Annotated in this window: 19 protein-coding genes; 9 read left to right on the top strand and 10 right to left on the bottom strand. The window is 40.3% G+C overall.

Annotation, left to right across the window (positions count from 1 at the left end):
• Positions 1-752: 752 nt before the first annotated feature.
• From C3V44_RS09120 to C3V44_RS09080, 9 genes are all read left to right on the top strand, one after another.
• The gene (locus tag C3V44_RS09120; RefSeq protein WP_106096244.1) at positions 753-1,712 is read left to right on the top strand and encodes a mevalonate kinase; all 960 of its coding nucleotides are present in this window, start codon (positions 753-755) and stop codon (positions 1,710-1,712) included.
• A gap of 46 nt (positions 1,713-1,758) precedes the next feature.
• The gene (locus C3V44_RS09115) at positions 1,759-3,645 is read left to right on the top strand and encodes an amidophosphoribosyltransferase (protein ID WP_106096243.1); all 1,887 of its coding nucleotides are present in this window, start codon (positions 1,759-1,761) and stop codon (positions 3,643-3,645) included.
• Positions 3,646-4,137: 492 nt separating this feature from the next.
• Positions 4,138-5,256, top strand: coding sequence for a glycosyltransferase family 1 protein (locus tag C3V44_RS09110; protein ID WP_106096242.1), 1,119 nt, complete (start codon positions 4,138-4,140; stop codon positions 5,254-5,256).
• Between the two features lie 153 nt (positions 5,257-5,409).
• Positions 5,410-7,602, top strand: coding sequence for a glycoside hydrolase family 97 protein (locus tag C3V44_RS09105; protein WP_106096241.1), 2,193 nt, complete (start codon positions 5,410-5,412; stop codon positions 7,600-7,602).
• A gap of 62 nt (positions 7,603-7,664) precedes the next feature.
• On the top strand, positions 7,665-8,042 hold the full coding sequence (locus tag C3V44_RS09100) for a four helix bundle protein (protein WP_106096240.1): 378 nt from the start codon (positions 7,665-7,667) through the stop codon (positions 8,040-8,042).
• A 74-nt stretch (positions 8,043-8,116) separates the two neighbouring features.
• Positions 8,117-11,074: a TonB-dependent receptor gene (locus tag C3V44_RS09095; protein ID WP_106096239.1), complete on the top strand. Its 2,958-nt coding sequence runs from the start codon at positions 8,117-8,119 to the stop codon at positions 11,072-11,074.
• A gap of 12 nt (positions 11,075-11,086) precedes the next feature.
• The gene (locus C3V44_RS09090; RefSeq protein ID WP_106096238.1) at positions 11,087-12,709 is read left to right on the top strand and encodes a RagB/SusD family nutrient uptake outer membrane protein; all 1,623 of its coding nucleotides are present in this window, start codon (positions 11,087-11,089) and stop codon (positions 12,707-12,709) included.
• Positions 12,710-12,719: 10 nt separating this feature from the next.
• Complete coding sequence (locus C3V44_RS09085) at positions 12,720-13,748, top strand: SusE domain-containing protein (protein WP_106096652.1); 1,029 nt, start codon at positions 12,720-12,722, stop codon at positions 13,746-13,748.
• 62 nt (positions 13,749-13,810) lie between these two features.
• A complete protein-coding gene (locus C3V44_RS09080; RefSeq protein ID WP_106096237.1) occupies positions 13,811-15,220 on the top strand; it encodes an alpha-amylase in 1,410 nt (469 codons plus the stop codon).
• Positions 15,221-15,286: 66 nt separating this feature from the next.
• Here C3V44_RS09080 and C3V44_RS09075 read toward each other — a convergent pair whose 3' ends face one another.
• From C3V44_RS09075 to C3V44_RS09030, 10 genes are all read right to left on the bottom strand, one after another.
• The gene (locus C3V44_RS09075; protein WP_106096236.1) at positions 15,287-15,817 is read right to left on the bottom strand and encodes a hypothetical protein; all 531 of its coding nucleotides are present in this window, start codon (positions 15,815-15,817) and stop codon (positions 15,287-15,289) included.
• Between the two features lie 6 nt (positions 15,818-15,823).
• Positions 15,824-16,324, bottom strand: coding sequence for a glycoside hydrolase family 73 protein (locus C3V44_RS09070; protein ID WP_106096235.1), 501 nt, complete (start codon positions 16,322-16,324; stop codon positions 15,824-15,826).
• A gap of 314 nt (positions 16,325-16,638) precedes the next feature.
• Positions 16,639-17,178, bottom strand: coding sequence for a hypothetical protein (locus C3V44_RS09060; protein ID WP_106096234.1), 540 nt, complete (start codon positions 17,176-17,178; stop codon positions 16,639-16,641).
• Positions 17,179-17,180: 2 nt separating this feature from the next.
• Entirely contained in the window at positions 17,181-17,720 is a 540-nt protein-coding gene (locus tag C3V44_RS12395) for a hypothetical protein (RefSeq protein WP_254425430.1), read from the bottom strand.
• The gene (locus C3V44_RS12390) at positions 17,684-18,187 is read right to left on the bottom strand and encodes a hypothetical protein (RefSeq protein WP_254425429.1); all 504 of its coding nucleotides are present in this window, start codon (positions 18,185-18,187) and stop codon (positions 17,684-17,686) included. The genes C3V44_RS12395 and C3V44_RS12390 overlap by 37 nt, the downstream gene beginning before the upstream one ends.
• Positions 18,188-18,204: 17 nt before the next feature.
• Positions 18,205-19,050: a hypothetical protein gene (locus C3V44_RS09050; protein ID WP_106096233.1), complete on the bottom strand. Its 846-nt coding sequence runs from the start codon at positions 19,048-19,050 to the stop codon at positions 18,205-18,207.
• Between the two features lie 5 nt (positions 19,051-19,055).
• On the bottom strand, positions 19,056-19,550 hold the full coding sequence (locus C3V44_RS09045; RefSeq protein WP_106096232.1) for a hypothetical protein: 495 nt from the start codon (positions 19,548-19,550) through the stop codon (positions 19,056-19,058).
• Positions 19,547-20,389, bottom strand: coding sequence for a hypothetical protein (locus tag C3V44_RS09040; RefSeq protein WP_015781912.1), 843 nt, complete (start codon positions 20,387-20,389; stop codon positions 19,547-19,549). Before C3V44_RS09040 ends, C3V44_RS09045 begins: the two co-directional genes overlap by 4 nt.
• A 28-nt stretch (positions 20,390-20,417) precedes the next feature.
• On the bottom strand, positions 20,418-20,729 hold the full coding sequence (locus tag C3V44_RS09035) for a hypothetical protein (protein WP_106096231.1): 312 nt from the start codon (positions 20,727-20,729) through the stop codon (positions 20,418-20,420).
• Positions 20,729-21,040 (bottom strand): hypothetical protein, encoded by a 312-nt coding sequence (locus tag C3V44_RS09030; RefSeq protein ID WP_002674113.1) that lies wholly within the window; start codon positions 21,038-21,040, stop codon positions 20,729-20,731. The genes C3V44_RS09035 and C3V44_RS09030 overlap by 1 nt, the downstream gene beginning before the upstream one ends.
• Positions 21,041-21,056 lie beyond the last annotated feature (16 nt).

The following is a 21,056-nucleotide window of genomic DNA, read 5'->3' as shown; positions in this document are numbered from 1 at the left end:
GCTTATAGAGAGCTTATAGGAAGCTTATACGAATCTTGGACGATTGGTATAGAAAGGGTATATAAGTTGTTGATTCATACTGTGATACGACAAGGGTAAAAATGGTAAAAACGGGGTTTTGAGACGAAAGAAAGAGGAATAGGCAATAGGCCTTAGGCCTTAGGCAATAGGCGGGATTATGACGGAAAAGGGAAGGAATAATTGGGGAATTAGCAAAGAAAATGGGGAGGTGGGAAGCCTTAGGCCATAGGCAATAGGGGGGAGTATGACGAAAAGGAGAAGGGATAATTGGCGAATTAGCAAATTAGAAAATTAGAAAATGGGGAGGGAGACAATAGTCCATAGGCACTAGGGGAAGTATGACGAAAAAGGGAACAAATGACGAATGACGAGGGACGAATTGAGTTGGACGTAAAGGAAGTGTAGCTTACGCTACAGAAATCTTACAAATCTTAAAAAAATCAAACAAATAGGCATCAAGTTGCTTGAATATCTGGCATAGATTAAACAGATAGTCTTTCAATTGATAATTGACAATTGATAAATGTGATGGGTACAAATTGACAACTGCGTTGCTGGATTTCACAGACTACAATGTAAACACAAGTGTGAATCAGTATTGATATATAGAACTGACGCTGATTAACAAAATATTTCTCTCAGAAAAATATTTGAGATATTCGAAAAATGTGTACCTTTGCAGTCTGTTATTACTCATATACTACCCTGCTAACGCAGACTTTACCTAAAAAATGAAACTTTTCTATTCTAAAATACTCCTCTTTGGCGAGTATGGCATTATCAAGAACTCCAAAGGCTTGGCAATCCCCTATAACTTTTATAAGGGGACACTGAAGAAGTGCGAGTCGCACGGACAGTGTGAGCCACACCAGCAAAAAGAAGAAGATGCTCGCAAATCGAATGAGGCTTTGCGGGAGTTCGCTACTTACTTACAAAACCTTATGGAGGAAGAAAACCCGATTGTGCGCTTCAATCTTGAAAAGCTCAATGCTGATATAGCAGAGGGTATGTACTTCGATAGTAGTATCCCACAAGGCTATGGCGTGGGCAGTAGTGGCGCCTTGGTAGCTGCTATTTACAGCGAATATGCTATTGAGCCTATCAGTGCAATGGAAAACCTTACCCGCGAAAAGCTATTGCAACTCAAAGCGATTTTTGGCAAGATGGAATCGTTCTTCCACGGCACTTCTTCGGGCTTAGACCCACTGAACAGCTACCTGAGTTTGCCGATACTTATCAATTCACAGGACCATATAGAGCCTACCGGCATTCCCTCGCAAACGCCTAACGGAAAAGGCGCAGTGTTTTTGCTCGACAGTGGTGTGATAGGCGAAACGGCTCCTATGGTACGTATCTTTATGGAGAATATGAAGAACGAGGCTTTCCAGAAGATGCTTAAAGATGAGTTTATCAAATATACCGATGCTTGTATAGATGACTTTTTGAAGGGACGCTTCAAATCGCTGTTTGGGAATATCAAGAGTCTATCGGGCATTGTGCTGAACCACTTCAAACCGATGATTCCGAAAGAATTTCACACGCTCTGGAAGCAGGGAATCGACTCGGGCGATTATTTCTTAAAACTATGTGGTTCGGGGGGTGGAGGCTATATTTTGGGCTTTACTGAGGACTTAGAGAAAGCCAAGCGAGCTCTTAGCAACCATAAATTAGAAGTAGTATATCAATTTTAAAACCTATATAAAGGCGTGCCTATGCAACGCCTTTTCTTATTTGTAAATGAGTGACACTATCAAACACGAGTGCGGGATTGCTCTTATCCGCTTGCTCAAACCTTTGGAATATTACAAAGAAAAATACGGCTCTGCCTTCTATGGCGTCAATAAAATGTACTTGATGCTGGAAAAGCAACACAACCGTGGGCAAGATGGTGCAGGAGTGGCGAGCATCAAGCTGAATATGCAACCCGGAGAACGCTATATCAGTAGGATTCGTTCCAACGAGGCGCAACCGGTGCAAGATATCTTTACGCGCATCAATCAGCGTATCAACGAGGGATTTAAGGCGAATTCTGCACTGAAAGACAATGTAGCTTTGCAGAAAAGAGAACTCCCCTACATAGGCGAAGTGATAATGGGGCACGTGCGCTACGGTACCTTTGGCAAGAACAGCATCGAGAATGTACACCCTTTCTTGCGCGAAAACAACTGGATATACCGCAATCTCATTATGGCGGGTAACTTCAATATGACCAATGTAAACGAGCTCTTCGAAAACCTCGTACACCTTGGACAACACCCCAAAGACAAAACCGACACTGTGATTGTAATGGAAGGTATCGGTCATTTCTTAGACGATGAGGTAGAAAAACTCTATCTCCAACTGAAAGAAGAGGGCTATACCAAACAGGAAGCGTCGCCTTTTATTGCCGAACGGCTGAATATAGAGCGTATTTTGAAGCGCGCAGCTAAGTATTGGGACGGTGGTTATGCAATGGAAGGAATGATAGGTAACGGCGATGCTTTTGTACTCCGCGACCCTGCGGGTATTCGTCCGGCGTTTTACTATCGAGATGAAGAAGTGGTAGTGGTAGCGTCGGAACGTCCGGCTATACAAACGGTCTTCAATGTAAAATACGAGAATGTACACGAGTTACCGCCTGGGAATGCGATTATCATCAAGAAGAGTGGAGAGGTGGCAGTAAAAGAGATACTTACCCCAAGGGTACGCAAAGCCTGTTCGTTTGAGCGCATTTACTTCTCTCGTGGTAGCGACCAAGATATTTACCGCGAACGCAAGATGTTGGGCAAGTTGCTCTTTCCTCGCATTGCCCAAGCGATAGACCACAACTTGAAAGATACGGTTTTTGCTTATATTCCTAACACGGCTGAAACATCGTATTTGGGACTTATAGAAGCAGCCGAACAATACCTCAACGAGCAGAAAGCAAAACAATTAGCAACCGCGACTCAAAGTGAAATTCTTAGGATTCTCTCTGAAAAAGTACGCACTGAAAAGGTAGCGATTAAAGATGTGAAGTTGCGCACCTTTATCACCGAAGACAGTAGCAGAGACGACCTCGTGGCGCACGTGTACGACATTACCTACGGTTCGGTACAAAAAGGCGACACTTTGGTAATTATAGACGATAGTATTGTGCGGGGTACGACCCTTAAAAAAAGTATTTTGAGCATATTAGGCAGGTTAGAGCCCAAAAAGATAGTGATCGTCTCTTCGGCACCTCAAATACGCTATCCCGATTGTTATGGGATAGATATGGCGCGTTTAGAAGACCTTGTAGCGTTCCAAGCTGCTTTGGCTTTACACCACGAAAGAGGGACTTACCACATCATAAAAGAAGTGTACGAAAAATGTCTTACCCAAGTAGCACTAAGTGATGACAAGGTAGTGAATTACGTAAAAGAAGTGTATGCTCCTTTCAGCGATGAAGAGATTTCGGACAAGATAAGAGATTTACTTTTGCCAAAGAACTTCGCCTCAGAAGTAGCAGTAATCTTCCAAACGGTAGACAACCTGCATAAGGCTTGCCCTGAGAATTTGGGCGATTGGTATTTCACGGGTGATTACCCTACCAATGGTGGCAATAGGGTAGTGAATAGGGCGTTTATTAACTTTTATGAAGGGAATAAAGAGAGGGCGTACTGATTTAGGTAAAAGGTAAAAGGTAAAAGATAAAAGATATGAGGGTAATGAGGAAATGAGAAAATGAGAGAATGAGGAAATGAGAGAAAAAATCGATTAAATAAATTAGGTGTGAGTAAAAAGTAGTGGCGGGTATTAGGGTGAAAGACGAGGGTTGTTCGGAGGTGGAGCGGAGATAAGATAAAGGTAGGGTGAACGATGAGTGGGTCTACAGTGGCTCTACAGTGGCTCTACAATGAATGATGAACGAAGGAAAGGTGAAGGTAAGTTAAAACTAAGATAGAGATAAAAAGAAGGTTATTAGTGGACTTCAACTTTGCCAAAGTTTTGAAACTTTGGCAAAGTTCATACAAAAAACGGTGCGAGCCACAGGGACAAGTAGTGAATGAGTGAAGAAAAGATGAAGGTAAGGGGGTTTTAAATACTGTTTTGTTTGTATCGTTTTAATTTATTACCTTTGCAGTTCATATTACCTTATCATTTCATTGAGCAACTATGAACATCGCTTTTGACGCTAAACGGGCTTTCCATAACACACGCGGACTAGGGAATTACAGTCGGGATTTGATTCGCATACTACAAGAACACAAGGTGGGGCATTTATACCTCTTCAACCCACAAAAACGCGAAATTCAGGGAGTGGTGATTGATGAACACACCACCGAAATCACTCCACAATCTTTCTTCTGGCGCAAGCTAAAATCATTATGGCGCAGTGTAAAAATCACTGATATAGCTAAACAACTTCCCATTGACATTTATCACGGACTTTCAGGAGAAATTCCTAAGGGGATTTATAAACACATACCTACGGTAGTTACTATTCACGACCTTATTTTTATGCGTTATCCTGAATTGTATTCGTTTTTCGACAGAAAAATACATTATCGCAAGTTCTTGTATGCCGCACAACATTCAGAACACATCATCGCTATTAGTGAGCAGACTAAACAAGATATCATCAGTTATTTAGGTATTTCAGAAGAGAAAATAACGGTGGTATACCAAGGCTGTCACCGAGCTTTTAAGAAAATATATACCGAAACACAGAAGGAAACTATACGTAAAAAATATCATCTTCCCGAAAAATTTGTATTGAACGTAGGCGCTATTGAGCCCCGCAAGAACGCACTTGAAATAGTGAAAGCTATCGAACCTCTGCCAGATATTTCGTTAGTTTTGGTGGGTAAGCAAACGGCTTATTACCAACAAATAGAGGCGTATTGTGAAACACACCAACTTAAAGACCGCGTGCAAGCACTGAGTAACGTGCCTATGGAAGATTTGGCGATTATCTACCAGCTTGCTGAGGTGTTTTGCTATCCTTCGATTTTTGAAGGTTTTGGGATTCCTATTATAGAAGCGTTATTTAGCAAAACCCCTGTGATTAGTTCGCTGGGAAGTTGTTTTGCCGAAGCAGGTGGAACACATTCGGTTTATGTGAACTTACAAAATGCTGAAAAAGAGATACGTAAGGCTATTGTAAGCATTACTACTGATGAGGTGTTGCGCAGGCAAATGGTAGAAGAGGGTTACCGACACGCCCAGCATTTTACCGACGAGGCAGTGTTTGAAAACTTGATGAAAGTGTATAAAAAAGTAAAAAGTGAGTAGTAAAAGATAAAAATACGACAGCTAAAAACTTATTTAACTTATTGACTTTATGATGTATCATAAATTTTTCTTAAAAAAAGTAAAGAAAAATTTGTTTGTTAAAAAAACTTCCGTAACTTTGTACCAATTTTAACACTTATAAAGCAATAAAAGATGAGAAAGATGATCTTATTGATGAGCATCTTTGCTATGCCCCTCGCTATGGCACAGCAACAGAGCTCGCCTGACGGCAACGTAGTGCTCACTTTTTCACTGAAAGCTGATGGGACGCCTTCGTATAAGGTGACTTACAAAAACAAAGCAGTGATCAATGAAAGTACTTTGGGCTTTAAAATAAGAGAAGTAGTCTCCTCCCATTTATTAAAAGCGGACGGGACACCTCTTTATAATGAAAAAAGCCTTCCGGACGACTCTAAAATCAAGAAAATTGAGCCGTTAACCCAAAACTTTAAAGTAGTAGACACCAAAAAGTCTACTTTTAAGGAAACGTGGAAACCTGTATGGGGAGAAGAAAGCGAGATTCTCAACCATTACAACGAACTTCTCGTACAATTACAACAAGAGAAGACCCACCGAAAAATGAACATTCGTTTTCGCGTGTACAACGAGGGAGTGGGCTTCCGCTATGAGTTCCCTTCACAAAAAGAACTCACCTATTTTGTAATAGAGGAAGAACTCTCGCAGTTTGCGATGACCGGAGACCACACCGCTTGGTGGATTCCTGGGGACTACGATACCCAAGAATACGACTATACGGAAAGTAAGCTCTCCGAAATTCGCGGCTTGATGAAACAAGCGATGAGTGACAACGTATCGCAGTTTGTTTTCTCGCCTACCGGCGTACAAACTTCCTTAATGATGAAAACCAAAGACGGCTTGTATATCAATCTTCACGAAGCGGCTTTGGTGAACTACTCGCTAATGAACCTGAACTTAGACGACAAGACTTTCGTCTTCCAATCGTGGCTAACGCCCGATGCACAAGGAGCAAAAGGCTATCTAATGGCTCCTTGCCACAGCCCTTGGCGTACTATTATGGTGAGTGATGACGCTCGTAAAATCTTAGCGTCACGCCTTATTCTCAACCTCAACGAACCTTGCGCTATTGCCGATACTTCGTGGATTAAACCTGTGAAGTATGTGGGCGTTTGGTGGGAAATGATTACCGGTAAAAACTCTTGGAGTTATACCAACGACCTTCCTGCAGTAGACCTTAATACGGTGGATTACACCAAAACCAAACCTAATGGCACCCACGGCGCTACCAACGAAGAAGTGCGCAAATACATCGATTTTGCAGCAAAACACGGCTTCGACCAAGTGCTTGTGGAAGGTTGGAATATAGGATGGGAAGACTGGTTCGGACACAAAAAGGACTATGTGTTTGACTTTATAACTCCTTACCCCGACTTCGACCTTAAAGCACTGAACGACTACGCACACTCTAAAGGTGTGAAACTGATGATGCACCACGAAACTTCGGGCTCTACGCGCAACTACGAGCGCCATATGAAAGCCGCTTACGAGTTGATGAACCAATACGGCTACAACTCAGTGAAAAGCGGATATGTAGGCGATATCCTCCCTGTGGGTGAACACCACTACAGCCAATCGACTATTAACCACTACCTCTATGCGATTAAAGAAGCTGCTAAACACAAAATAATGGTGAATGCGCACGAAGCCGTACGCCCTACCGGTATTTGCCGTACTTACCCAAATATGATAGGTAACGAATCAGCTCGTGGTACTGAGTACGAGGCTTTTGGAGGTAATAAAGTATTCCACACCACTATCTTGCCTTTCACTCGTTTGCAAGGAGGACCTATGGACTATACTCCTGGTATCTTCGAGACCGAAATGAAGTATGTAAATCCTAATAATAACAGTCAGATACGCAGTACCTTGGCACGCCAATTAGCGTTGTATGTAACAATGTACAGTCCGCTACAAATGGCAGCCGACTTGCCAGAGAACTACGAGAAGCATATGGACGCTTTCCAATTCATTAAAGATGTACCCGTAGATTGGCAAAAGAGCGTATATCTTGAAGCAGAACCAGGACGTTACATCACCATTGCGCGTAAAGATAAACACAGCAACGATTGGTACGTAGGTTGTACGGCTCACGAAGGCGGACATACCTCAGAGCTTCTGCTCAACTTCTTGGACAAAGGTAAGAAGTACGAGGCTACTATCTACGCTGATGCCAAAGATGCCAATTGGAAAACCAATCCGAAGGCATACACCATCACCAAACAAAAAGTAAATGCTAAAACAAAGCTAAAACTCACCGCTGCTCAAGGCGGAGGGTATGCGATACAAATTAGAAAATTAGAAAATTAGAAAATGAGAGAATTAGAGAATTAGCAAATGAGAAAATTAGAAAATTAAAGAATGACCAATTTATGGATAAACCGAATATAATTTTAGAAAAGACTTTCTTGTTTTCTCTTAGAATTATTGAGTTATGTAATGTTCTGGAAGAGAATAGAAAGTATGCTATTGCAAACCAATTATTAAGGTCGGGTACTTCCATAGGAGCTAATATAAGAGAAGCTCAGAATGCTGAAAGTCAGCAGGATTTTATTCATAAGTTTAAAATCGCGTCTAAGGAAGCTGAAGAAACAATGTATTGGTTAGATTTGTGTTTGTATTCGAGGGATTATCCTAACACAGAAACGGAAAAGGAAGAACTATTAAGTATTATTTATATTATTAATACTATTATAGGAACAATGAAGAAGAAATTAGAGAATGGGAAAAATGAGAAAATGAGAGAATGAGAAAATGAGAGAATGAGAAAATTTGAATTTGCTAATTTACTAATTCACAAATTTTCAAATTAATATTATTATATATGAAAGTAAAAATGAACAAACTACTTTGTACAGTAATGTTTTTCTTGTGCGTAGCTTTTGGTTATGCACAGCAAATCACTGTAAAAGGAACAGTGAAAGACGGCTCTGGACAACCTTTGATGGGTGCCAGTGTGCTTGTAAAAGGTACCTCTCACGGTACTGCTGCCGATTTTGACGGTAATTTTGAGTTAAAAGTAGACAAAGGGGTTACCCTTGTGGTCTCATCAGTAGGCTATAAAAGCCGAGAAGTAGCTGCTAAAGCAGGTACTATGAACATCGTTCTCCAAGAGGATACACAACAATTGGAAGACGTGGTAGTCATTGGGTATGGTGCTATAAAGAAAAAAGACTTAACAGGCTCTGTAAACTTGGTGACCGACAAAGACTTTAACAAAGCTCCTTCCGTAAATGCTGACCAGCTCATCCAAGGTAAAATAGCTGGGGTACAGATGGCTTCTACTGGTGGAGCTCCCGGTGAAGGACAAGTTATCCGTATCCGTGGTAATGGCTCTTTGTCCTTAACTTCTAACCCGCTAATTGTAATTGACGGTGTGCCAATGAACGATGGTGGCGTGGGTGGTTCTCGTAGTATCTTCAACTCTATCAACCCCGAAGATATTGAGAGTATGACCGTGCTAAAAGACGCTTCGTCTACCGCTATCTTTGGTTCACGTGCTGCCAATGGAGTTATTATGATTACCACCAAAAAAGGAAAAGCAAACCAAGATTTGAAGATTAGCTTCAATACTAGCATCGCCGTACAAGATGTAAACAAATACGTAGATGTAATGAATGCTAACCAATTCCGCCAAACAGTAAAAGGATTGAATAACCCTGCTGCCGAAGCGCTCTTAGGAAATGCCGATACTAATTGGCAAAAAGAAATCTACCAAACTGCTCCAATGAGCAATAGTACTTTGGTGCTCTCTGGCGCTTACAAAACTTTGCCTTACCGTGTATCAGTAGGACATTCGTATGCCGATGGGATATTGCGCACCGATAACTTCAAACGTACCAATGCCAAAATTAGCTTGAACCCTACTTTCTTTGATAAATCATTGAAATTAGAATTGAATGCCAATGGTACTTATATGCAAAACCGTTTTGCTAATAAAGATGCTATTGGGGCAGCCGTAGAGTACGACCCTACTCAGTCAGTGTTTGGAGGTCTCGCTAAATATGGAGGTTACCACGCTTGGGTGAACCCTAATAATGGCAGCCGCTACGACTTAGCTCCTAACAACCCTATGGCAATGCTAAAGTTTTTAGACGATTCTTCTAAAGTGTATCGTTTTATTGGGAATGCTAAAGTAGATTATACCTTGCCTTTCTTTAAAGATATTACCGCTAGTGTAAACGTGGGTATTGATTACAGTAAAGGGGAAGGTGATAAAATAACCGACCGCCGTATGCCTACCTCTACTCCTGGTTTCGACGGAGCTAAAACTACTTATACTAATAAAGCTACCAACAAGCTCTTTGATGCTTATATAAACTATATGAAGGACATCAAAGAAACTCATAATATAGGGCTAATGGTAGGACACTCTTATCAGTCATTCGAATTTGACAATAACTCTACTGATTACTCTTACTTCACTAACCCAGGTGATAACAAAATCGTACCTAACATCGACAAGAATAGAAATGTATTGATGTCTTTCTTTGGTCGTGCAAACTATAGCTATAAGAATCGTTACCTCTTTACCGCTACCCTTCGTGCCGACGCATCTTCTAAACTAAACCCAGACGACCGTTGGGGTTACTTCCCTTCAGTAGCCTTGGCTTGGAACGTGAGCAACGAGAACTTCCTTAAAGACAACAAAACTCTTAACGAACTCAAACTGCGTTTTGGTTATGGTGAAGTAGGGAACGTGAATGGTTTGGGCGACTACCTCTTCCTTACCAATTACACTCGTAGCCAAGACGGAGCTTCTTATCAATTGGGCGATAGCTTCTATCAAACTTACCGCCCTGGGGTAACCAATAAAAACCTACGTTGGGAAATTGGTAATACCCTCAATGCTGGTATTGATTTTGGCTTGTTAGATAACCTCATCACAGGTACCCTCGATGTGTATCGCAAACAAACCAAAGACCTGATAGCCGAAACCACTATCGACCCCTTTACCAACTTTAAAAACCGTGTAAATGCCAATGTAGGGGATATGGAAAACAAAGGTATTGAACTTGGTTTGACCATAACTCCTATCCGTAATATTGAGAAGAATATCCGTTGGAGTTTTAATTACAATATCTCTTACAACGAAAATAAGATTACCAAAATGCCCGATGACCAACCCGCCGGAGGTATCTCAGGAGGTACTGGTAACCGTGTACAACTACACCGCGAAGGTGAAACCCCTTACTCTTTCTTTGTATACCAACAAGTGTACGACGCACAAGGCAATCCAGTAGAAAATGCTTTTGTAGATAGAAACGGTAATGGCAAAATAGACGAAGGCGACCGCTACTTGTACAAATCGCCTTTTGCCCCTGTGACAATGGGCTTTGGTACCGATTTGAACTACAAGAATTGGGATTTAAACATCACTACCCGTGCAAATATCGGTAACTATGTGTACAATAACACCCAATCACGCTTAGACCAATTCGGCGAAATTACTGCTAACAGTGGTTTCTTGCGCAATATTAAAGCGAATAGTAATTTCCAACGCCATAACGACCAATCGTGGTTAAGCGATTACTACTTAGAGAACGCTTCGTTCTTCAAGTTAGATAATATCACCTTAGGTTACACCTTCCCTCATACCGATAAAATGTACATCCGCCTCTATGGTACTGTACAAAATGTATTGACTATTACTAAGTACAGTGGTTTAGATCCTGAAGCATTATCAGTAGATAGTGCTACCAATCGAGCTACTTTTGGTATCGACAACAACCTTTATCCACGCCCTCAAACTTACTTGTTGGGCTTGAATGTTAACTTTTAATGAATACAGAGTATGAAAAAATATATCAAACATAGTATCTTTGGGGTAATATTAGCACTTTCGCTTAGTGCTTGTATGAAAGATTTAGACCAAGAGCCTATAGACCCCGATAGCTTTACTGAAAAAGACGTGTTTAAAAACGCTACTGAAGCTAAAGGTGCCTTAGCTAAAATTTATGCCTCATTATCGCTTACTGGGCAAAAAGGTCCCAGCGGTGATGGCGATATAGCAGGTGCTGATGAAGGTTCTACTGGATACACTCGTATGCAATTCTACTTACAAGTAGCCAGTACCGATGAGGCTATCATTCGCTGGAGTGATGCTGGTGTGCCCGACTTCCACAATATGAGTTGGACACCTGCTAACACCTTTAACAATGCCTATTACAACCGCTTGGGGCAACAAATCGCTTTTGCGAACTCGTTTATAGATAACGCACAAGCCTTAGCTTCTGACCCCGAAGTAGGTTATTATATTGCCGAAGCGCGCTTTATCCGTGCTTATGCTTATTACAATGTAATAGATGCTTTTGGGAAAGCACCTTTGGTAACCTCCTCTAAGGCAGATTTAAAACCTGCTCAAAACACACGTGCCGAACTCTTTAACTTCGTAGAAAGTGAGTTAAAGGATTTAGAGGGCAAACTAAAAGCCGCACGTGCTAATGAATACGGACGTGTAGATGTGGTAGCCGCTCAAGCGCTCCTCGCTCGTTTATACCTCAATGCTAAAGTGTATATAGGACAAGATAAATATACCGATTGTATTACCTATGCTAAAAAGGTAATTGCCTCTTCCTATAGCTTAAACACTACCGATGCCAATAACAATGGTACCGCTTACGACGAGTTGTTCCTTGCCGATAACAACAGCAATGGCGCTCAGAACGAGTTTATATTTTTAGCAAGTTTTGATGGGCTTAATACCAAAACTTTTGGAGGTACAGCTTTCATTATACACGGAGCTACCGGAGGAAATATGAATGCCTCTTCCTTGGGTATTAACGACGGTTGGAGTGGTCTTACAGCTCCTAAAGAATTCGTTAATAAATTTGAGGTATCAGCACGCAATGGTAATAACGAGCCTACCGCTTGGAAAGACAAACGCGCGATGTTCTATACCGATGGACAAACCTATGAGAACACAGACTTAAAAGACTTTACAAAGTCAGGTTATGCCATTACTAAATTCAAGAACATAACCTCTACAGGAGCCGCAGGTAAAGACCCCGAAAAGAAATTCCCCGACACCGATTTACCGCTCATTCGCTTAGCCGAAGTATATCTTACTTATGCTGAAGCCGTGCTACGCGGTGGTACAGGAGGTGATAGAGCTACTGCCTTAGGTTATATCAACCAATTGCGTAGCCGTGCTTATGGTAACGCCTCTGGCAACATAGCCGATAGCAACCTTACCTTAGATTTTATCTTAGATGAACGCGCTCGTGAATTGTACTGGGAAGGATTGCGCCGTACCGACCTTATTCGTTATGGTAAATTTACAGGAGGTGCTTACCTCTGGTCTTTCAAAGGAGGTGCCGCTTCTGGTGTAGCAGTGCCCGATTATAGGAACTTATATCCTATCCCTCAAGATGCACGCACCGCTAATGAAAACCTTACTCAAAATACAGGATACTAAAAAGAATACTATGAAAAATATACTTAAAACAGCAGCACTATGTATGGGGCTTATCTCATTGGTAGCCTGCGAAAAAGACGAAGAAAAGGCAACCCTTAATGCCGATGCCAAAATAGAGGCTTCCCTATCTACCGACAACGTAGTACTTACACAGGGCACCGCTTCTCAAACAGCTCTTACTGTTTCTTGGGAAACCAAAAACCTCAACATAAACCTTGCTCCTAAATATACCGTTAATTTTGTAAGAAAAGATGGAAAAAAGGAGAAATCTATTTCAGTTGAGAAATCCCCTCTTGCTATCACAGGTAAAGAGTTAAATGACTATCTTATAAGTGATTTAGAAATTACAGCAGGAACAACGACCGAAGTTACCGTAGCGGTAAGATTAGTCCTCAGCGACCAACGTAATTTTTCCTCCGAGCATAAATTGAAAGTAACCCCTTTCCTTGATGAAATCAAACCAAGTGATTGGGGAGTTGTGGGAGATGATACCGGTTGGGGCAGTAAGCCTGATATCAAAATGTGGAAAGAAGGAGACGTATTGGTAGCCTATGCCACTTTAAATGCTGGTGGAATCAAATTCCGCAAAGATAACTCTTGGAATGGTCCCGAATATGGTGGAAGTAACGGTAAATTAGTGCCCAAAGGAGATAATATTGCTGTCTTAGCAGGTACTTATAAGATTACTTTTAACGAAAAAGCGCTTACTTATAGTATCGAAAAATACTCTTGGGGACTTATTGGCAACGGTGCAAAAGGTTGGGGTGATAACGATGATATCGCAATGACCTATGAAGGTAGCACCAACTCTTGGGTAGTAAAGAATGTAACCCTTGTAGATGGAGAAATAAAATTCCGTTTAAATCACTCTTGGGGTACAAACTTTGGTGCTGATAGCACTGATAACCCTGCAACCGCTCTTAGTGGTAAGCTTAAAGATAGTGGAAATAACATCAAAGTGAGTGCAGGCACTTACAACGTTTCTTTCTCTTTTGATGTAAAAACCAAAGAAGGTACTTACAAGATAGAAAAATTATAACAGAATACAGGCTGTCCGACAGTGTCGAACAGCCTGTATTATATCATTTAAATACCAAAAATATGAAATATTATATATACCTTCTCGCAGGATTGCTCGCCTTTTCCTGCGATAAAAAAAGCAACAACGACAACCCAGAACCCCAAAATACAGTTCCCTTAGACCTTACTAAAATAGACAACGGCAATCGCGTAATGATGCAAGCCTTCTATTGGGACGTAGAACCCCGCGGGGAATGGTGGAACACTATTACTCCTAAACTCACTGAGTGGAAAGCCAACGGGGTAGACCGCATATGGCTACCACCTGCCACCAAAGGCGCTTCTGGGGGCTATTCTATGGGCTACGACCCCTCCGATTATTTCGATTTTGGCGAATATAACCAACACGGCACTGTAAAAACCCGTTTCGGCTCACGCGCTGAACTCGAAAACCTCATCAGCAAAGCCCACGAAAGTGGCTTGCAAGTAATTGCCGATATAGTTATAGGGCATAACAATGGCGGAGGCAAAGAGTGGAACCCTTACCGCAATAAAGAAACCTACACCCTTTTCGATAAAACCCACGGTAATGCTTCTGGAAGATTTAACCGCAACTATGAGTGCTTTCACCCTAATAAATATGCAACTTCTGACGAAGGAGCTGACTTTTACGGAGAACAAGACCTCTCGCATAAAGTACCCTATGTACGTGAAGAACTTTGGGAAAAAGATAACTCAATGGCTAAGTATTACAAGAATACAATGAAGTTTGACGGTTGGCGTTTTGACTATGTGAAGAGCTTTGGAGCTTGGGTAGTACGCGATTGGCTAAAAGCAGTAGGTGGTTTCGCCGTAGGTGAATTGTGGGACGGCAACCCAGAAACACTTAAAAAATGGGTAGACGAGAGCGGTGCAAGTGCTTTCGACTTTGCTTGTTTTTATGCCCTCGAAAAGGCATTAGACCGCAATAAAGATATGCACGAACTGATGACCGATACCCACCCAATGCTTAGAACCTTACGCACCGAAAAAGCCGTTACTTTTACAGCTAACCACGATACTGAGAAAGACAAAATAGCGGACAATACCATTGCGCCTGATAAAAAACTAATGGCATACGCCTATATTCTTACCCATAGTGGCTACCCTTGTATTTTCTATTCCGATTACGAAAATGAGGCTTTCAAAGCCAAGCTACAAAAGCTAATGCTCATCAACCGCAGTTTGGCAGTAGGCGAAGAGAAATTTCACTTAGCTTCTAATACAGAGTATGTAGCCTCACGTCTGGGCAACGAGAAAAGTCCGGGCTTAGTGCTCTTTATCAACAACAGTACTCTCCCAGCCAAGCGTACAATCACCACCCATTGGAAAAACAAACCCCTAATAGATTACTCTGGTAATAGTCATTTATTTTTTGTTACCGATAGCGATGGCAATGTAACTATACAAGTACCCGCCAATAGCTACACTGTGTGGTCAATAGGTAAATAACATAAAGTTATACAGATAAAAAAACGAGCTACCTCGCAATGAAGTAGCTCGTTTTTTACTTAAGTTTTAAATCTTCTGTTTAAAACGCTTGTATCTCCAATATACATAAGCTAAAACTACGAGCAGTAACAACCAAAGAATATACCTTAATGGTGTACTTTGAGTGTGTTTTCGTATTTGCTCAGCTTGCTGTATTTCGTGCTTTTGAACTTCAGTTTGAGCACTTGCGTAGGATTGCTTATAAAGAGTAGTATCAGCCTGCTGTAAGCTCTTAGAGTGGGCTCTGATAGCTTTAATTTTCACCTTGCCATTGCGTACCCTTATAGTCTCACTATTGCCGTCCCGAGTGCGGGTATAGGTGAGTTCTTTAGCATTGCCAAGGCTGTCTTTGTCGTTTTCAAGTTCAATCTCGAAAGACGTGGCGGACAGGTCAGACCATTCAGACTTGAGAGACTGCTGAACAAAGAGCTGGGAGCTATCTTTATTGGTAATAAAGTGCTCTTTCTGGACTTGCCTTTGTGTGTAGGTTTCTACTTTTTTGGTTCTGCAACCAATCACTGACAAAAGGAGTAACATCAATAATAAAACTCTTTTCATACATAGTTATTTTGCTTGTTCAATCATTTTAATCACTTTTTTCAAAGTATCCGCATAGTTAGGAGCGGTAGCGTAACCCGCTTTAGCAACCTCCTCTGCAAACTTATACGGGTTGCTTCTTACTAACAATGCCTTTGCATAGCGTTCGTTTTTGATGAAGAATTGAGCGTGGTCGGTGAAACTCTCTTCTGGGGTATCATACTTCCTAAACCAATCCCTCACCACGTACAAATATTTGCCGTCCGCACGCTTAGTAATGCTGATAATCTTAGGAAAAAGTCCCTTTGTTACTATAGGCACGGAAAGTACCTCCGTAGTACACACTAACTGCTTCTTACTTGCAGGTGTATCCTTGCTAGCTTTCACGCCGAACATCATATTACCGGGCACATTCTTACCCCAGCCCGTCTCTAATGCCGATTGCGCCAGTATGAATAGGTGTGATATTCCCGTTTTGCGCTCTGTTTCAATTGCAAAAGGTTTGTATTTTGTTATAAATTCTTTCATTTTCTTAGAATATTAAAGTGAATAATAAAACAAGAGTTATAGCTGTTGCTACTGGGTTTAACCATAGAACCCAACAGGCGTTGTAGCTTTTTGGTTCAGGACTTGAGCACCTGCACAAGGTTTCATACTGCCAACGTTGGGTATCGTCGAGCGAGTAAAAATCTTTGTTGGTAATCGGACAAAAGAGAAAGTACCCAAAGCCAAAGAAACAAGCTACAATAAGCAAAGTCAGTAGTGTGTAAAGTAGACTATAAGGTTCTGTGCAAACGATAAGTCTACCGATGAGCTTTAGATGACGTTTTTTTACATAGTTTTTAATTATTTGGATACAAATTAAAAGTATAAAAAACTGTATCGCTCATCTTTTTCGTTTCCTTATTAATTAATTGTAAATAAAATCTCAGTTGTATATTTTCTTCTGATGTCTCAAAATCATCTGTTTCTATTACATTTTTTGTATTTTCTAGCATAGGGAAATAGTACCCTTTTGGAGCGACTATTATATTTGTTTTATCTTTATCATTCAACTTACTTGAAATTTCTTCTTTTTTTAAATTAAATACTTTTATAAAGTATTTTTCTGGTTTATTAATAGTCAAATGAACATTAGAGATTTCTGAAAGAATTTGTTTTTTAGACTTACCCAATGAATCAAAATAACCGTGGCTATTTAAACCAAAACTAAAAACTATAGGATCTAAAACATTAAAATTTATTGAATTAATTCCTATAACGCTTGCTGTTACCTGTTTATATCTTGCATCGACTCTTATAGTAACTAATTCTTTTCTATCCATTTTATCATCTACCTGATTCTTTACTGATCCCCATTGAAAAAATTGTATTGCATTCATAGTTAAATATTTCTTATATCAATGTAACAATCGTTTTCGTAGATAGAAATCACCGCTGTAGAGCCTTTCTTGCCATTGAAAGTAGTATCACCTGTGTAGATGATGTTTTTCCCTGTGCAGGTAAAGGTTACTGTTCCATCATCAAAAACCTTACGAAAAGAAACTGAACCCATATTCTGAATTTGGTTTAGCTCAATTCTACAAGCATTGGTTACAAAAACTACTTGATTTTGATGGTTTACATTTAAAGTTGTGTCTTCTCCAACTCTAACACCAGCTCTTATAACATCATCATACCAAGCAAGCTGTTTAAAAAAACCTGCATAACGAACTCCATCAATACTGTGTCTTACGCTCAAACGAGTTCCATAAATGTAATGACTCATTAGAAATTCTAACGAAGATGCCGAAGAACCACTTCGCCTAAAGACCAACAATAAACCTCCCCAATCATCATTGCCATATTTTACAACATAAGAACCTGAAGATCTATTTACAAAATCATTCAGTTTGCTTGCCTCAATTTTGAAACCTTCTTGCATTTTTTCTTCAAAAAGTTTTGTGTATCAATGAAAGTGTTAGGTTTCCCTTCAATATCTCCCCACGAATGTTTATGATTCTTGTCTGCTTTGTCATCAATCTGTTTTTTTAAGTCTTGTGCCGTACCCGTATAATCTCCTTTTGGTAAGAGTCTCGAAATATCTACTTGATGAAGCCCCTCTAACTTCTCTTTATATTCATTAGTAAAGTCATTTGAACTTAATTCTTTACCCTCTACCTTATCCACTTTTTTGTCAAATAACACCTTATGTGCTTGTGTATCGTTTAGGTGATTACTCAATTGTTCAGCCGAAGCCGTTCCTTCTACAAGTTTATCCAAACCCTCTACGCTTGCCATTGGTATCTTTTCGCTTTTGTGCCAAAAACTATCCAACCAAGCCCAAAATTGCTCTTGCGTTGGTTTTTTAAGGTTAGAAAACCATTGCTTTAAAGTCTCTATTGCTGTCATATCGTTTAGTTTTAAAATTAAAATCCTACAAATTCTATAAAACGAATCACTCGGTAAGGAGGCATATTATTGTGAGGTTTTTCACCTCCACTAAATATCGTTGTTCTATCCATTTCTAATCCTCTATTATCGTGATCAGTATCTCCCGAACCAATACCCCCGTGAATATAAACTGTCCCTCCATTTTCAGAATAATATATATCTTTATAAGGTATCGTCAGTTTGGGCATTTCTGCAACTGTAAGGGTATGTTCCAATTCACCTCCTGCAAATAATATTTGTTCTAATCGGTAGCTACTGTTACCATTGGGATCATAGCCCACAGCCATACGTCCTTGTAAAGGTTCATACTCTCGCCAACCTTCTGGTAAAGGAATGTTAGCTGGTTTTCCCCATATTGCTACTAACCCCAAGGGTACCGTTTTCTTTACGCGCTCTTCTAATTTCTCCAAGCGCTTCAGCAAAGAGGTTTCTTCTGTAAAAGATTTCTCTTCTATTTGTCTGTTACTTAACACTCGTCTGAAGCTCTCCCACGGATAACTCTTTGTACTACTGCCAAAAGTAGCTACTTTCTCCACAAGTACTGTTTTCTGTGAGCCGTCTTCAAAAATTTTAGATGTGTTCACTTCCTTAATAAACACGTGAGAGCCAAGTGTCGTACCCTGAAAAGGGTATATTTCTCCTTCAATGGCTACTACTCCGTCTGACACCGTGTTCCCTACTACTTCACACCCCGAAAGAATAATTAAATCTCCTGAAATACCACTCATTGCATTGAATATCTTATAAGCATTCTGCATATAACTTAATACATCGGTAGTTAGTGGGAAACCTCCCGTTTGGTTTACATTAATACTGTTCATAATTTCTATACTTCTATAATATATCGTTTACTCGCTAATTTGTAAAAATCTATTAGGGCTTCTATCTCAAAGAAACGGTACTTCCCTATTTCACTTGTAGGAATCTTCTTCGCCTCCCATATCTCCAAAGGTATTTTTACGATAAAGTCTACTCCTGTATCGCTGTAATCTACCTCACGATGTAAATACATAGCCCCTAAAAACTTCGGTTTTTGTTCTCCTTCAGTATAAAGATACTGTCCTTTGTACTGATTGCCGTCCCATATGCGTATGCGCCGTTGCTCAATGTCGAATGCATCATTTAGCGCTTTGCGTAAGTAACACACTTGCCCATTCAGTCCAAGTTTCTTAATATCCAAATATCTCTTCTGAATAAAGTCATAATACAACTGACTGATAGGAGCACTAAGCGTTCTTATCCATCCTACCATTCTTGCCTTTCGCAAAAAAGAAGGTATAAGTAGAATGACCAATTTTTCTATTTTGAAATTAAATATCATTTTGTGATGTATTTTATTTGTGAAGCATTCCAGTCTACCTCAAAGTAACCACTTTGCGGTATTTGGGTAACTCCTATGTTTTGTAATGCTCCATAGCCTTTGGTCTCGGGGTCTATCCACGCTGTTTTGAGTTCTTTTAAGTGAGGTATTTTCACCCCATTGGCTTGTTGCAAAGCATCTACAAGATGTGCTACAATAAGTTCACCGTTAAAAGGTAAGTTTTTAAGATAACCCTCTATGGCTTCTTGTATAGGGCGTTTGCCGTAAAGCACATCGCTTCCATTACTATCCAATACTAACGGGTCGTAATACACATCAAGGTTCAGAACAAGCTTATCAGGCAGATAATTAATAACCGTAGTGCGCACTCCAGCATCTTTAATTTCTGATAAATAACCGCTAAAGGCATTTTGTTCATCTGCTGTAATAGGCTGTAACCGTCCCCCGTTTTCAGTGGCTATCTTTACTATCAATCTACCGTCATTACTCTCCACCACTGCCGAGTATTTTATAATCTTACTCGCCTCTACCTGCTCCTTTGTCTTATCTTTGTTGTTAAACTTATCGCTGTCGGGTAAGAGGTCAAAACCATACTGAAAGGCAAGGGCTTTACTTCTATACCAGCGTGCAGTATGAGGTTTTAATTCAGTAAGGCGTTTATCAATATCTGTCCTATGTAAGTCGAATAACTTTTCTAAGCTCCAAATAGCTACCGAGATAATATAAACCCACAGTCGCCATATAGCTACTCTTGAGTTTGAGTTAAGTCCGTTTAGAGCTTCTTCTCGCTCTTTCGCATTATAGATAATCTGTTGTATTTCTTGTATTGTACGTGCCATAATTCCGTAAATAGTGAAAAGTGAATAATTACTGTCCGTCGTGGCTCACGACAAAATCTAAGTTTATCGCCCATATGCTAATACCTTCCTGGCGCTCGCTTATTATTTTGTCCTCTTGCGTAAAAGCAGTTGCAGGCTGTATCTTCTTTGCGATGTAGTAGGTCAAAATATCATTATTAGTGAATGATTCTGTAGGTATTGTTAATACTTTTCCTGCTACCACATCATCGGTAATACTCAAATTGTTGAGCATTGCCAAATCAAAGATGCTTTCAATAGTCCCTGTGTGCTGTAAAGCAAGGTCTAAAAGACTCTGATTATGTAAAACTACTACTTGCATTATTCTTTTGATTTTCCATTTAGTTGCTTGTATTTCTTTAATTCAGTTAATAGCCCTTCAACAGAGTTTTCTAAATCTTTAATACGCTGATTTGCTTTTTTGAGCTCCTCAATAGCACTTGCGTATTTAGCCCCTAAATCTTCTATCATTTCTCGATAGATTTTCACGGCTTTATCCACATTCTCAAGTTCGCTGGTCTGTAGTTCCATACGTTGCTTGGGTCTACCAAAGAACCAACCCACTACTCCCGATAGTACCATTCCTATAAACGATACAAAATGTTCTTTAAGTCCTTCTATGATTATTCCCATTGTGTTATTATGATAA

Origin of the sequence: Capnocytophaga sp. oral taxon 864, from assembly GCF_002998835.1 — a bacterium.
GTDB classification, from domain to species: Bacteria; Bacteroidota; Bacteroidia; order Flavobacteriales; family Flavobacteriaceae; genus Capnocytophaga; species Capnocytophaga ochracea.
Note: the sequence above shows the minus strand (reverse complement) of the source record. Positions and strands in the feature narration are given on the sequence as shown.

What these genes read in the sequence shown, in the direction of transcription:
- C3V44_RS09110 (WP_106096242.1), top strand. Translation starts at nt 4,138, where the DNA reads ATGAACATCGCTTTTGACGCTAAACGGGCTTTCCATAACACACGCGGA.
- C3V44_RS09050 (WP_106096233.1), bottom strand. Translation starts at nt 19,050, where the DNA reads ATGAACAGTATTAATGTAAACCAAACGGGAGGTTTCCCACTAACTACC.
- C3V44_RS09045 (WP_106096232.1), bottom strand. Translation starts at nt 19,550, where the DNA reads ATGATATTTAATTTCAAAATAGAAAAATTGGTCATTCTACTTATACCT.
- C3V44_RS12390 (WP_254425429.1), bottom strand. Translation starts at nt 18,187, where the DNA reads ATGACAGCAATAGAGACTTTAAAGCAATGGTTTTCTAACCTTAAAAAA.
- C3V44_RS09105 (WP_106096241.1), top strand. Translation starts at nt 5,410, where the DNA reads ATGAGAAAGATGATCTTATTGATGAGCATCTTTGCTATGCCCCTCGCT.
- C3V44_RS09100 (WP_106096240.1), top strand. Translation starts at nt 7,665, where the DNA reads ATGGATAAACCGAATATAATTTTAGAAAAGACTTTCTTGTTTTCTCTT.
- C3V44_RS12395 (WP_254425430.1), bottom strand. Translation starts at nt 17,720, where the DNA reads ATGCAAGAAGGTTTCAAAATTGAGGCAAGCAAACTGAATGATTTTGTA.
- C3V44_RS09080 (WP_106096237.1), top strand. Translation starts at nt 13,811, where the DNA reads ATGAAATATTATATATACCTTCTCGCAGGATTGCTCGCCTTTTCCTGC.
- C3V44_RS09115 (WP_106096243.1), top strand. Translation starts at nt 1,759, where the DNA reads ATGAGTGACACTATCAAACACGAGTGCGGGATTGCTCTTATCCGCTTG.
- C3V44_RS09040 (WP_015781912.1), bottom strand. Translation starts at nt 20,389, where the DNA reads ATGGCACGTACAATACAAGAAATACAACAGATTATCTATAATGCGAAA.
- C3V44_RS09060 (WP_106096234.1), bottom strand. Translation starts at nt 17,178, where the DNA reads ATGAATGCAATACAATTTTTTCAATGGGGATCAGTAAAGAATCAGGTA.
- C3V44_RS09085 (WP_106096652.1), top strand. Translation starts at nt 12,720, where the DNA reads ATGAAAAATATACTTAAAACAGCAGCACTATGTATGGGGCTTATCTCA.
- C3V44_RS09120 (WP_106096244.1), top strand. Translation starts at nt 753, where the DNA reads ATGAAACTTTTCTATTCTAAAATACTCCTCTTTGGCGAGTATGGCATT.
- C3V44_RS09035 (WP_106096231.1), bottom strand. Translation starts at nt 20,729, where the DNA reads ATGCAAGTAGTAGTTTTACATAATCAGAGTCTTTTAGACCTTGCTTTA.
- C3V44_RS09090 (WP_106096238.1), top strand. Translation starts at nt 11,087, where the DNA reads ATGAAAAAATATATCAAACATAGTATCTTTGGGGTAATATTAGCACTT.
- C3V44_RS09075 (WP_106096236.1), bottom strand. Translation starts at nt 15,817, where the DNA reads ATGAAAAGAGTTTTATTATTGATGTTACTCCTTTTGTCAGTGATTGGT.
- C3V44_RS09095 (WP_106096239.1), top strand. Translation starts at nt 8,117, where the DNA reads ATGAAAGTAAAAATGAACAAACTACTTTGTACAGTAATGTTTTTCTTG.
- C3V44_RS09030 (WP_002674113.1), bottom strand. Translation starts at nt 21,040, where the DNA reads ATGGGAATAATCATAGAAGGACTTAAAGAACATTTTGTATCGTTTATA.
- C3V44_RS09070 (WP_106096235.1), bottom strand. Translation starts at nt 16,324, where the DNA reads ATGAAAGAATTTATAACAAAATACAAACCTTTTGCAATTGAAACAGAG.